Annotated in this window: 12 protein-coding genes; 5 read left to right on the top strand and 7 right to left on the bottom strand. The window is 48.7% G+C overall.

The window, feature by feature from the left end; all coding sequences use genetic code 11:
* Positions 1–98 precede the first annotated feature (98 nt).
* Positions 99–2,549, top strand: a complete 2,451-nt coding sequence (locus tag L9P87_RS09885; RefSeq protein ID WP_237444574.1) for a penicillin-binding protein 1A — start codon at positions 99–101, stop codon at positions 2,547–2,549.
* Positions 2,550–2,561: 12 nt separating this feature from the next.
* Positions 2,562–3,209, top strand: a complete 648-nt coding sequence (locus tag L9P87_RS09880) for a hypothetical protein (protein WP_237444573.1) — start codon at positions 2,562–2,564, stop codon at positions 3,207–3,209.
* A 52-nt stretch (positions 3,210–3,261) separates the two neighbouring features.
* Here L9P87_RS09880 and ubiD read toward each other — a convergent pair whose 3' ends face one another.
* The 3 genes from ubiD to trxA all read right to left on the bottom strand — a co-directional run bounded on the left by ubiD (position 3,262) and on the right by trxA (position 6,623).
* A complete protein-coding gene (gene ubiD, locus L9P87_RS09875; RefSeq protein ID WP_237444572.1) occupies positions 3,262–4,728 on the bottom strand; it encodes a 4-hydroxy-3-polyprenylbenzoate decarboxylase in 1,467 nt (488 codons plus the stop codon).
* 98 nt (positions 4,729–4,826) lie between these two features.
* Positions 4,827–6,086, bottom strand: a complete 1,260-nt coding sequence (gene rho / locus L9P87_RS09870) for a transcription termination factor Rho (RefSeq protein ID WP_237444571.1) — start codon at positions 6,084–6,086, stop codon at positions 4,827–4,829.
* A gap of 210 nt (positions 6,087–6,296) precedes the next feature.
* Positions 6,297–6,623 (bottom strand): thioredoxin TrxA, encoded by a 327-nt coding sequence (gene trxA, locus L9P87_RS09865; protein WP_237444570.1) that lies wholly within the window; start codon positions 6,621–6,623, stop codon positions 6,297–6,299.
* A 146-nt stretch (positions 6,624–6,769) separates the two neighbouring features.
* On the opposite strand from trxA, the gene L9P87_RS09860 reads away from it, so the two are divergent.
* Positions 6,770–7,705 carry a Ppx/GppA phosphatase family protein gene (locus L9P87_RS09860; protein ID WP_237444569.1) on the top strand — a complete coding sequence of 312 codons (936 nt, stop codon included), beginning with the start codon at positions 6,770–6,772 and terminating at the stop codon, positions 7,703–7,705.
* 41 nt (positions 7,706–7,746) lie between these two features.
* On the opposite strand, the gene L9P87_RS09855 is transcribed toward L9P87_RS09860, so the two are convergent.
* Positions 7,747–8,277, bottom strand: a complete 531-nt coding sequence (locus L9P87_RS09855) for a hypothetical protein (RefSeq protein WP_237444568.1) — start codon at positions 8,275–8,277, stop codon at positions 7,747–7,749.
* Positions 8,278–8,390: 113 nt separating this feature from the next.
* A complete protein-coding gene (locus L9P87_RS09850) occupies positions 8,391–10,307 on the bottom strand; it encodes an ABC-F family ATP-binding cassette domain-containing protein (protein WP_237444567.1) in 1,917 nt (638 codons plus the stop codon).
* Between the two features lie 101 nt (positions 10,308–10,408).
* On the opposite strand from L9P87_RS09850, the gene L9P87_RS09845 reads away from it, so the two are divergent.
* Positions 10,409–10,909 (top strand): TIGR02444 family protein, encoded by a 501-nt coding sequence (locus tag L9P87_RS09845; RefSeq protein WP_237444566.1) that lies wholly within the window; start codon positions 10,409–10,411, stop codon positions 10,907–10,909.
* On the opposite strand, the gene L9P87_RS09840 is transcribed toward L9P87_RS09845, so the two are convergent.
* Positions 10,906–11,658, bottom strand: a complete 753-nt coding sequence (locus L9P87_RS09840) for a hypothetical protein (RefSeq protein ID WP_237444565.1) — start codon at positions 11,656–11,658, stop codon at positions 10,906–10,908. The genes L9P87_RS09845 and L9P87_RS09840 overlap by 4 nt on opposite strands.
* 268 nt (positions 11,659–11,926) lie before the next feature.
* On the opposite strand from L9P87_RS09840, the gene bamJ reads away from it, so the two are divergent.
* Positions 11,927–12,655 carry a BamJ family beta-barrel-assembly machinery protein gene (gene bamJ / locus L9P87_RS09835; protein WP_237444564.1) on the top strand — a complete coding sequence of 243 codons (729 nt, stop codon included), beginning with the start codon at positions 11,927–11,929 and terminating at the stop codon, positions 12,653–12,655.
* Positions 12,656–12,714: 59 nt separating this feature from the next.
* On the opposite strand, the gene rsd is transcribed toward bamJ, so the two are convergent.
* Positions 12,715–13,212: a sigma D regulator gene (gene rsd, locus L9P87_RS09830; protein ID WP_237444563.1), complete on the bottom strand. Its 498-nt coding sequence runs from the start codon at positions 13,210–13,212 to the stop codon at positions 12,715–12,717.
* Positions 13,213–13,426: the final 214 nt, after the last annotated feature.

The raw sequence follows: 13,426 nt of genomic DNA, 5'->3' as shown, positions 1-13,426 counted from the left end.
GCAAATATATATGTCATCTAAAACACTCTATAATACCTGTCTTTACAGCTTAGCCAACATATTTAACTTGGCAAGCCTTTTAATTTAAAGAGATTTTTATGCCTTTACCTCGTTCAACACTCAAACTACTCTTATCGCTATTTGTTTTATTTGTCAGCGGAACAGGTTTAGTACTGTCGGCGGCATTCATCTATCTTTCACCACAACTGCCGTCTCCGGAGTCGCTGCGAGAGGTGGAATTAAAAACACCGCTAAGGATCTACACCCAAGAAGGCGAGCTAATTGGAGAGTTTGGCGAAGAGCGCCGAATCCCAATAAACCACCAACAAATACCGCCGCTTTTCGTCAAAGCAATTCTCGCTGCCGAGGACGACGGCTTTTATACGCATCATGGCGTAGATATCAAAGGCTTACTACGCGCTGCATCACAATTATTGATGACAGGGCATATTCAATCGGGCGGCTCAACCATCACCATGCAAGTGGCCAAGAACTATTTTCTTAGCCATAAGCGAACATTTTCAAGAAAATTCCGCGAAATCCTGCTAGCCATTCAAATTGAAAGAGAGCTAAACAAGGATGAAATACTCGAACTCTACATTAACAAAATTTTTCTTGGCAACAGAGCCTATGGCATTGCTGCCGCCGCCCAAGTCTATTATGGCAAGAGTATATCCGAACTGAATCTCGCCCAGCTTGCCATGATCGCCGGACTGCCAAAAGCCCCTTCTGCATACAATCCTCTTGCTAACCCCACTCGCGCACAAAGTCGCCGAGACTGGATACTCGGGCGCATGAAAAACCTCAATTACATCGATGACGATATGTATAAAGAGGCCACTCGCCAAGCCATCACCGCCAGCTACCATGGCTCCAAGGTCGCCGTGGACAGCCCCTATATTGCCGAAATGGCTCGCCAAGAAATGATTGAGCTATACGGCAACAATGCCTACACCGACGGCTATGAAGTCTACACCACCGTCTCTGGCAAACTGCAGATCAAAGCACAAGAGGCAATGATTACCGGTCTAAAAGCCTATGATAACCGCCACGGCTATCGCGGACCGGAAGCACAGCTAGAAGACATCAGCGAAGAGAGTACGAGTAATGCACTGTCCTCATACCGCGTCATAGCCAATATGATTCCAGCAGCTGTTATCGCTCTAGAAGACAACTTGGCAACCTTACGCTTTAGAGATAACAGCGAAGCAGTTCTGAGCTGGAGCGACAGCATGAGCAAGCTATCGCCATACCTTTCTGTTAATAGCGTCGGCGCCAAACCAAAATCGTTAGAAGAGATCATCGCTGTTGGTGACATTATTCGCGTACAAAAAACCGCCTCAGGCTACGATATTACGCAACGCCCGAATATCGAAGGCGCTATGATCGCTCTCTCACCGCACAACGGCGCCATTATTGCCCTTGTTGGCGGCTTTGACTTCAGGCAAAGCAATTTTAACCGCGCCCTACAGGCCAAGCGCCAACCCGGCTCTAACTTCAAACCATTTGTCTATGCCGCAGCGCTCGAGCACGGCCTGACACCGGCGACCATCATCAATGATGCCCCAGTTGTATTCGATAGCGCGAAACTCGAAGATACCTGGAGACCAGTCAACTCTAGCGGTAACTTTTATGGCCCAACCCGCCTAAGAAAAGCCCTATACAGCTCACGAAACCTCGTCTCTATACGCATCCTCAGAGAAACAGGCATCAACAAGACAATCCGCTATATGAACCGCTTCGGCTTTGATAGCGACGCCATGCCAAGAGATCTGTCTCTCGCTCTTGGCAGCTACGCACTCACCCCAATGGAACTGGTTAAAGGCTATGCAATTTTAGCTAACGGGGGGTATGGGGTTGAACCCTATTTGATAGAGAGGATTGAGGACGACCAACAGAACATCCTATTTTCAGCAAACCCAGCCACCGTATGCCGCTTACCCGACTGCGACATAGACACCGACAACAACAATGATCAAGCATCGGATGAAGCCCAAAGTCTTGAGCAAATATTGACCACCGATAGCGAGGCCAAGCTCCCTAACTACGCCGAACAAGTTATCGATGCCAGAGTTGCGTACTTGATTGACTCCATGCTGATGGACGTCATCACAAAGGGAACAGGGCGCAGAGCCTTGAGCCTCAAACGACATGACTTAGCAGGAAAAACAGGTACCACTAACGGCCCAACAGACGCTTGGTTCTCTGGCTACAACCAAGATATTGTCACCACTACCTGGGTTGGTTTCGATCGCTACGACAATATGGGACGACGCGAGTATGGCGGCAGTGCCGCACTCCCTATATGGATAGATTTCATGTCCGAGGCACTGAAGGGCAGTGAGAGCAAAAATCGACAGCAACCTGACGGCCTGGTTACTGTCAGGATAGACCCCGAAACAGGCGAATTAGCCAGCGCCAACCAGGGCAATGCAATCTTCGAAACATTCCGAAGTGAAAATGTACCTGTGCGCGAATCAAATACAGGCATATCCAACCCGGTAGACCTTGAAGAAGACTTAAACTTAGAAAACGATCTATTTGAATAAGAGAGACACCTTTTGCAATTAGCGTTGTACTTCTTCGGCACCCTTTTTCTGCTCGCTGCATGCACTACTACAAGCGCCGACAGCTTTGCCGACATGGATACCGCCAATAATTGTGGCTGCCAGTGGCAAGGCCCTTTTAGCTGGCTGATAGACGAGGTGGATGCCGTCGCCCATGTCACAATCGTTAGCCATAACGATAACTCTATGGACGGCAAGATTATCGCCCTGTACAAAGGAGAAAGCCTAGATGACACAATTCGTATCTGGGGCGACAGAGGCTATGAGTGCAGGCCCCCTGTCGACTATTTTGCAACTGATAGCCAGTGGTTGCTCGCGATCAAGAAAATTGAGGCAATACCCAGTAATAGCTTTGATCCTTTTAACCCAGAGCGAAGCTTTGGTCGCAAAGGTGATTATCAACTCAGCGCCTGCGGCGCCTACTGGCTAAAAGTTGAAGACAACAAAGCCAGTGGCAATATCACTTCTATTCTAGACTGGGATTACAACCCCGAAATGAATCCAGTCCCACTCACAGTCATTGCAGACTTCATCAGCGGCAACGCCAGCTACGCCGATATTATTGGCCATAGCAACGAGATCACCAGCATTGAAGTCATGATGAGGAAGTCGAAGCAATGGCTGAAAAACCAACAGCAATAAAAAAGCCGCGTTAACAGATGTTAGCGCGGCCTTTAAACATCGACAGAAGCCGTTAATCTATACCCAACTGCTGCCACAGCTCATCGACACGCTCAACAATAGCATCATCCATGGCAATAGGCTCCCCCCACTCCCTTGTCGTCTCACCGGGCCATTTATTCGTTGCATCAAAGCCGACTTTCGAGCCAAGCCCCGATACCGGCGAGGCGAAATCGAGATAATCTATCGGTGTATTCTCAATCATCACAGTGTCCCTTGCCGGATCCATACGCGTTGTCATCGCCCAAATCACATCATTCCAGTCTCGGGCGTTGACATCATCGTCGGTAACAATGACAAACTTGGTATACATAAACTGCCTTAAAAACGACCACACACCCAACATCACCCGTTTTGCGTGCCCAGGATACTCTTTCTTGATCGTCACCACGGCCATACGGTATGAGCACCCTTCAGGCGGCAGGTAAAAGTCGACCACCTCGGGGAATTGCTTACGGAAGATGGGGACAAAAACCTCGTTCAGCGCCAAGCCAAGTATCGCCGGTTCATCGGGTGGGCGCCCAGTATAGGTACTGTGATAAATCGGCTCTTTACGATGCGTCATCGCTGTCACAGTAAAGACGGGAAAGCTCTCGACCTCATTATAGTAACCCGTATGATCGCCAAACGGCCCCTCATCGGCCATCTCGCCAGGCTCCAAATAGCCCTCTAGGATAATCTCTGCACTTGCCGGCACATCAAGGTCGTTAGTCACACTGGTGACTAATTCTGTTTTACTTCCCCTCAGCAAGCCCGCAAAGCCGTATTCAGAGAGATTGTCTGGCACCGGAGTCACTGCGCCCAAAATAGTAGCGGGGTCAGCTCCCAGCGCAACAGAGACAGGGTAACGCTCACCGGGAAACTGCTTTTGGAACTCACGATAATCAAGCGCACCACCACGATGCGATAACCAGCGCATAATCAACTTATTTTTACCCAGCTTTTGCATTCGGTAAATACCGAGATTCTGTCGCTCTTTATTGGGGCCGCGAGTAATCACCAACGGCCAGGTAATCAGCGGCCCCACATCGCCGGGCCAACAAGTCATGATAGGCAACCTATCTAAATCTACCTCATCATCACGCAGCACCACTTCTTGGCAGGCTGCCTTACGCACTTTCTTCGGCGCCATATTAAGCACCTGTTTATAGATAGGCGCTTGCGACCATGCATCCTTTAGGCCTTTGGGTGGCTCTGGTTGGCGCAGAAACGCCAACAACTCACCGACTTCGCGCAGGGCTTCGATGTCCCGCTCTCCCATACCCATCGCAACCCGTTTTTCAGTACCAAACAGGTTCGCCAAGATCGGCATATCATGGCCTTTGACATTTTCAAAAAGTAACGCCGGGCCACCTTTTTTCAAGGTTCGATCACATATTTCGGTAATCTCAAGGTTGGCATCAACCTCGGTTTTTATCCTTATCAACTCGCCCTCTTTTTCCAGCTGAGCGATAAATTCACGTAGGTCTGAATATTTCATAGCTAAGTTAAACCGTTATGGAGCAATGAGTAGAGCATTTCGTTAAATACAAAAAAACCGCTAAAGAGCGGCTTTTTCACTACATTGGACGCAAACAACTAGCCGCCCTTCATCGACAAGAAGAATTCTTCATTGGTCTTGGTTGTCTTCATTCTATCAAGCATGAACTCAAGTGCTGGCAAATCCTCCATCGAGTGTAGAAGCTTACGTAAAATCCACATACGCTGAAGCTCTTCTTCGCTGGTAAGCAACTCTTCACGACGAGTGCCCGAACGTCGGATATTAATGGCCGGGTAAACTCGCTTCTCTGCAATACGACGATCGAGGTGAAGCTCTTGGTTACCGGTACCCTTAAACTCTTCGTAGATAACTTCATCCATTTTAGAGCCGGTATCAACCAGCGCCGTCGCAATAATTGATAAGCTGCCGCCCTCTTCAATATTACGTGCCGCACCGAAGAAACGCTTTGGTCGCTCAAGTGCATGCGCATCAACACCACCAGTCAACACCTTGCCTGAAGAAGGTACGATGGTGTTGTAAGCTCGCGCAAGACGAGTAATAGAGTCGAGTAGAATAATGACGTCCTTCTTGTGCTCAACAAGACGCTTGGCCTTTTCGATTACCATCTCTGCCACTTGCACGTGACGTGACGGTGGCTCATCAAAGGTGGAGGCTACAACTTCGGCTCGAACCGAGCGCTGCATCTCTGTGACTTCCTCTGGGCGCTCATCAATCAGCAGCACAATGACATAACACTCAGGGTTATTACGAATAATTGACTGGGCAATATGCTGCATCATCAAAGTCTTACCAGCCTTTGGCGGCGCGACAATAAGCCCGCGCTGGCCCTTGCCGATAGGGGCTGTTAAATCGATAATACGACCGGTCAAATCTTCGGTTGCACCATTACCAGCCTCTAAACAGAGACGCTGATTAGGGAACAACGGCGTTAGGTTTTCGAATAAAATCTTGTTACGTGACTGCTCTGGTGTGCTGTAGTTGATCTCAGCGACTTTCAGCAACGCAAAATAACGCTCACCGTCTTTTGGTGGTCTGATCTTACCTGAAACCGAGTCACCCGTACGCAGGTTGAACCGTCGAATCTGGCTGGGGGAGACATAAATATCGTCTGGTCCGGCTAAATATGAGCTGTCTGCTGAGCGCAAAAAGCCAAAACCATCCTGCAGAATTTCAAGTACACCATCACCGTATATATCTTCGCCGCTTTTGGCGTGACGCTTGAGTATAGCGAAGATGATATCTTGCTTGCGAGATCGACCAATATTCTCACAGCCTTGCTCTTTGGCAATCTCAATAAGCTCTGGAATTGGTTTGGTTTTTAGTTCTGTTAGATTCATAGAAATGGGAATTTCAACTTGATATTTTCAGGAGGGGACGACAACAACCAGCAATCGCAAAAAGCGCTCTCGTTGTAAGAAAGCAGATATAGCGAAGAGGAATGATGCGTTTGGGAAGGGTTACATTGTTTAATTTACCTGAGTATAAGGCAAATTGTTAATTGCGTCTAGCGGGGCTAACTATGGCCCACCTTGAGTGAGCCATTAGTTTTATAGCGAGCCTTCGATAAACTCTCTAAGCTGGGTCTTCGATAATGCACCCACCTTCGTGGCGTCGGCATTGCCGCCTTTGAAGATGATCAACGTCGGAATACCACGAACACCGAATTTGGTCGGCGTTTCATTGTTAGCATCAACATCGACCTTAACAACCTTAATCTTGCCGGCATACTCTTCAGCCAAATCATCAAGTACTGGCGCAATCATTTTACATGGACCACACCACTCAGCCCAAAAATCGACCAATACTGGAACATCTGCATTTAATACTTCAGCTTCAAAGCTGGCGTCGGTAGCGTGAACAACATTGTCACTCATTGGTAATGTCTCCCAACATTAATATGTGCTATTGAGCACGTTTACAAAAAGCACAGTGTAACACACACTCTATGCTAATAAACTAAAACACTAGTGGAGGGGATTTAGCTCTCCTGATAGCATGTATTTTCTATCGAAACTCGTTAATGCCTAACTATTTTATGCAGACTTCGCAAACTATTGCCAGCCTCGACTTGGGCTCAAACAGCTTTCACCTGCTCATTGCCGACATTGAGCACAATAGCTTTCGCCCCGTTTACAGCAATGGCTGGCGCACCCAGCTAGGCCTCAGCCTGGACAGCGAAAGACTTACCGCTGCCGCAATTGAGCGAGGCTTGAAGTGCTTAAAAGAACTGCGTCTCATCCTCGATAAATACCACGTGACCACAGTCATGGCGGTCGGCACTGCCGCCCTGCGCAATGCTAAAAATTCCGAGGATTTTATCTGCCCTGCAGAGGTAATTCTCGGCTCCAGCATCAAGATTATCAGCGGCATTGATGAGGCACAGTTGATTTACAGCGGTGTTACTCACTTAATGCCTGTCGACGACCGCTTGGTCATCGATATTGGCGGCGCCAGCACTGAACTGATACAACGCCAACAAGGCCGACCACCTCAGCCATACAGCCTTGCCATTGGCTGCCTAAGCCACTGCCAAGAGTTTTATCGTCAGCCGGATATTGATGTCGGTAAATTTGACCGTTCAATTGTCGCAGCAAGGACCAAGATAAAACGTGTAAAACCACTGTTTACAACTCGGCAGCAAGCTGTCGTGGGCTGCTCGGGAGTCATCGATGCGGTACAGAATGTACTAGCTAACAACCACTGGGGCACAATTATTACCTTCGACGGGCTAAAACAGGCTCGCCAACATGCCACTGCCAATTTTCAGCATATCGATGATGTCAATTATAAGGGCTTAAAAGAGGATCGACGACACTTATACCTGTCGGGGCTGGCCATTATTATCGCGCTGTTTGAAGAACTAGAAATCGCCTCGATAGAACACGTTTCTGCGGCGCTGAAAGAGGGCATTATTGCCCGGTTCATTGAACAACAATCTGCCGGTAGATCTGAATAAGCAATGGGCTGCCTGCAGAGGCAGGCTCCACAAAGACAGCGCTATGGCTGCGGCGAATCGCCTTCGGTACGAATAATTCGTGGCTTACGTTTATAAGTAATAACAGCAGCTTTGGCAGGTTTGCGCGGCTCTCTTAACTGGTCGCTACCAGAAGACTGCATAGTGCCACCAATAGGCTGACCAAACTGATTGTGTCGCGGCTGCTGCATACCACTGGAGTGGCTGCTCTGGCGCCGACGATTGTTCATCGCATTGCCATTGTGCTGACGTGGCTGCTGACTTTTGGGTTCTTGTGCTTGGTATTCATAGCTATTGGGGTGCGGCTGTTGACGATCGTCTCGTCTATGATCATTACGCAAACCATGCTGGCTACGACGCTGGCGCGGCTGGCCATCCGTATCACGCTGGCGATGCTGACTATCGTTGTCACGCTGACGGCTGACATGCTCGCGCTGAGGCTGGACATCAACAACAATAGGCCCCTTGTGTGGGTTCCTCTGGAAGCCACACTGTGGACACTTCACGAGTTGATGTTTTTCTGTATTGCACTCTGGGCAAGATTCAAATGCCATTTTTTCACACCATTCATTGGGTAATGCAGCTAGGTTAAGCGAGTCGCCACTAGCAAACAATAAGGGATTTCCACAGCTTTTTACGGCGATAGTTTTTCTGTTTATCTATCAGTCTATTGCTGCCTTAATAACAATTCTTTTTGCTCTAACTCTTCCTGAGCAATCATCCACTGAGACTCGATGTCTTCCGTCGACTGGGTCAACTCTGCCTGCTTTAGCAGCTGCGTCTGCAATCGCGCTTTGTTGTCATCCTCGTAGATCGCGACATCTGCCAATGCCTGCTCAACTGTCGCCAGCTGCAATGACACTTTCTCTAATTCTTGCTCGAGTTTTTGGCAACGTTTCTTCAAGGGTGCCAACTGTTTACGCAGCTCAGCCTCATACTGACGCTGGGCTTTCTTATCCAGCACCTTACTGTCAGCAGTCGCAGCCTGAGCACTGTTTTGTATCGCCTGTTGCTGCTTCAGCTGCTGCAGTAAATGATGGTAGTCATCAAGGGAGCCATCAAATTCCTCGACCGTGCCAGCACTGAGCAACCAAAACTGCTCAACACTATTCTTTAGGAGGTGCCGGTCGTGAGAAACCACAACCACAGCGCCTTCAAATTGCTGGATAGCCACGGTTAACGCATGACACATTTCAAGATCTAAATGGTTGGTCGGCTCATCGAGAATCAATAGATTAGGCTTACCCCAGGCGACAATTGCCAAGGCTAAACGCGCCTTTTCACCACCGGAAAAATTAACAATACTGCCCGTTGCGTCCTCGCCGTGAAAATTAAAACCACCGAGGAAGTTACGAATCTCTTGTTCACTGGTCGTCGGCGTCAGTCGCTGTAAGTGCAGCAGCGGACTGGCCGACATATCCAGTGCTTCTAACTGATGCTGAGCAAAATAGCCTATCTGTAAATGCTCACCACAAATACGCTCGCCATCAACAAGAGCGAGGTCATTCACCAAACTTTTCAGCAGCGTCGACTTACCCGCACCATTGGCGCCGAGCAGGCCGATACGCGAGCCTGGGTGAATACGAACACTCTCAGTTTCAACAACGACACGCTCACCATAACCTAATTTAGCATCGGTTAGCCCCAGCAATGGGTCAGAGCTTTTATCGCTGTTGAGGAAATGAAACTTAAACGGTGAATCCGCATGCGCAGGAGCTATCAGCTCCATCCGCTCCAGCTCTTTCAATCGACTTTGAGCCTGCTTTGCCTTCGTTGCCTTGGCGCGAAACCGGCGGACAAAATCTTGTATTTCGCCCACTCGGCGCTGTTGCTTCTCGAACGCCGCCTGCTGCAGCGCCATACGCTCAGCACGCTGTCGCTCATAGGCTGAGTAGTGCCCTTTATAAAGCTGCAGCTGCTGTTGCTCTAACGAGGCAATTTCATCCACCACACTATCGAGGAAGTCGCGGTCGTGGGAGATAAGCAGCAGGGTGCCCTGATAGCGTTTCAACCAAGCCTCAAGCCAAAAACAGGCGTCAAGATCCAAGTGGTTGGTAGGCTCATCGAGTAATAGCAGATCAGAGGGACACATCAATGCTCGGGCAAGATTTAATCGTATCCGCCAACCACCTGAGAAGTCAGTGACCAGGCGCTCAACCTCACCATCGGCAAAGCCCAACCCGTGCAGCAAACGCCGGCCCCGCACCTCGGCATTAAAGCCGTCGATGGCATCGAGCTGCTCTAACAGAGAGGCATGTTTGAGGTGGTCTTCAGCGGCTTGTGCGAGTTCAATATCACACTGCAATTGACGAAGTTCGGTGTCGCCATCGAGCACATAATCAATCGCTCGGCGGTCAGAAGCCGACACCTCTTGCGCCATATGCGCTATTCGCCATTGGGGGTTGATTTGTAAATCGCCGCCGTCGAGTTCCAATTCACCCTGCAGCAGTTTGAACAGCGACGTTTTACCGGTGCCATTGGCGCCGATAAGCCCGACTCTACGTCCAGGATGGATGGTTAAATTGGCATCGCTTAGCAGTGGGCGTCCGCCCCGCAATAAGCTAATATCTATCAGTCGTATCATGGCGGCGCATTTTAACAGTACTCCGGCGACTTACCACCCCCGAACAAAAAAACATTCAGAGCTTTTCACAATATTTCACCAGAAAAACGCGAGTCACAGCTATGCCATCATTTGATAGCGAATTATTTTGGTGTCATTCAATCGACATCTACCGCAACCAAGAGATTGCCGACCTCTGCCTGCGATTGCAAAACCACGAAGGGTTAAACGTTAATCTAATGCTACTGTGCAGCTTTTTGTCGACCCAGGGCTATTTAGCAACTGTTGAAACCTTTCGACAAACAGCCAGCAATCACGATTTTTGTCACTGGAACCAGACTGTTACAATAAATTTGCGATGCAGCCGCCAGGCCATAGCCAAGAATAGTAACGACCAACAGCGGGATGAGTTGCGCCGATCTATCCTCGCCGCTGAACTGCAGGCCGAGCGAGTCGAGCAAAAACTGCTTATTAGTGCTCTGAACAACACCAATCCCGCAGCACAGCCCTCAGACATCCAAGGCTCTGGCAACAATATTATTAATTATTGGCAAGCACAGACAACAAAGGCCGCCAGCGGCGACCTTTTAACATTGATTGAGCAGCTTGATAAACTTGTCTAATCATTGACCGGATCAAATATACTCTTTATCACCGCCTTCTTGGGCCTGGGCTTTGCCGTCGATTGACTGCCCATCGGCATCGTCGCCACACCCGGTGAGACTGGTTTAGGTTGACTCTCTATCGCCTTAACTGGCTTTGTTACTTTCGCTGCATCGACAGGTTTCTCAGCCTTCGAGGGGGGAGTCTTTTCAGTCATAGCGGGTCCTTCTGCCTGCATGTTAATCGGTGCGTCGTCGACCTGAACATCGTCCATCTTGCTAACGCGCAGCTGCGCTTTAGTCGCTTTAGTCGCTTTAGTCGCTTTAGTCGCTTTAGTCGCTTTAGTCGCTTTAGTCGCTTTAGTCGCAACGTCAAAGCTGGCAATCAATTTTTCCTTGGCAAGCGCTCTTTTCGCCTGTAATTTTTGTAGTGCAATTGAACGTTTCAGCTCTGCCAAGTCAAGCTTAAGTTGGCGCTTCAGTTCCAGCTGGCCTGACAAGGCCTGCTTGGCCTTGGCCAATCGGTTTGCACCACCCTGAGTGGCGGATGCTTTAGCGTTCTCTCGCGCTAATTGCAGTCGCCGGCGCAACGCGCTCTCCTTGGTCACTGATTTGGCTATTTCAGTCTTTATTTTGGTTAACGCTTTCTCTGTCTGGTTCAGTTTATTATGCCTGGCTTTGGCAAGCTTCTGATAAAGTTTCGCCAAATCTTTTTCTAACTGCAGCACCGGATCAGTTTTGGCGACTGAGCTGCGTTTACCTACCGACATATATAACCCAACTATTACCGCAATAAATATAGCCCCATTATATCCCAGCTATATAGCGAAATGTATTCATATTACATGGGCTACAACAATGAATTGACCAAGAACCAGAGTATTTAATGAACTAATTAATGATTATGTGCTCTGAATAACACCTTAGTAATTACCCTGATTTGTCATGTCGCGCAATAAATGCATAATACTATGACCAAATTTACTTAATTATACTATTAAGCGCATTCATTCACCGTTGTTACCACAGGATTACAACATGAAAAAAAGACTTTTATGTCTAGCAGTTGCCGGCATCGTATTGGCTGGTTGTAAAGAAGAAGCACCGAAAGAAGTTGTTGCCGCTCCGAGTTTCGAAAGCAGCACCAGCCAGGCGTCTTACGGCATGGGTCTTCGTGTTGGTCAGCAGGTTAATGAAACCAGTATGCCTTTCGATAGCGACAGCTTTGTTGCTGGCCTAAACGATGGCATTGAGGGCGCTGAGGCGCAGGTTACTCAGGAGCAAATCATTGCCGCCATGCAGCAACTAAGCGCTGAAATGGAACAGAAAATGGTTGCCGAACAACAGGCAGCTGGTGAGACAAACCTTGCTGCATCAGCCGCTTTCCTGGCTGAAAATGCCACTAAAGAAGGTGTTGTTACTACCGACAGCGGTCTGCAATATAAAGTGATCAGCGCTGGCGAAGGTGAAACACCCGCAGCCGATTCCGTGGTTGAAGTACACTACCGCGGCACGCTGATTGATGGCACTGAGTTCGACAGCTCGTACTCGCGCAACCAAACGGCTCAATTCCCAGTCAATGCTGTCATCGGCGGCTGGACTGAGGCGTTACAGCTTATGCCTGTAGGCTCAAAGTGGGAGCTTTACATCCCGTCAGAACTTGCCTATGGCCCAGCTGGCAGTCCGCCAATTGGCCCCAATGCAGCGCTTATTTTTGAAGTAGAGCTGATTGCGATAGAAGCAACTGATCAAGCTGCTGCCGAGTAATATTCGCCAAGCAAAAAAAAGCCTCGTTTATACGAGGCTTTTTTTTGCTTCAATTTCTCTCAGGCAATCGTTTTCTGATGCTGATAATGCATTTTCTCCAGCAGCTGATCCTCAAGATCAAAGCGCTGAGATAGATTCTCCCCTAACGCGGATAAATCTGTTTGCAACTCAGTGGACAACAGTCGTGCCCCACCGCAACCGTCATAGAGATCATTAAAAGAAAGAGCATGCTCTGTACTCGCTTCGATGCCCGGGTAAATTTTAGCGGCGTACTCCAGCCCCCCGTCATCGAAGTCCTCGGCCTCATTAATCAGCTGATCAAAGACTTCAAAGTGCCCCGCGCAGATATAGTCCATCAATAGCTGACAGAAAGCGTCCAACTCAGTCGCGGCCTGCTTCACCTCTTTACTTTCGCTGGCATCTTCAGACAGTGCACTAATAATGGCACTTAAATCGCAATATTTAACCAACAACTGGCTGCGTTCACTAATCCAATTGCCGATGATGGCTTCAACGCCACCCCATCGCTCTTTCTTATTCTCACAGTGCTCTAACATAAAAACTGTACTCCGTTCCCTGTTCTGCATGGTACTTCGCGCTACTTCACGGTGAGTATCGCCTCCTGCGATATCCCTCCAACGGCCATGTGCTAACAATATTATTATTAGAAGTCGCTTTTTATAGCAAATAGCTTTTGGTTATTAAAACAACAACCAAAGGCCGTCAAATAAAATATAGGCCGATGCCTTATTGATAGCAAGCAGAATTGAC

The organism is Sinobacterium norvegicum, assembly GCF_923077115.1.
GTDB classification, from domain to species: domain Bacteria; phylum Pseudomonadota; class Gammaproteobacteria; order Pseudomonadales; family Sinobacteriaceae; genus Sinobacterium; species Sinobacterium norvegicum.
The sequence above is the reverse complement of the archived record's forward strand: the minus strand, read 5'-3'. Positions and strand labels throughout refer to the sequence as shown.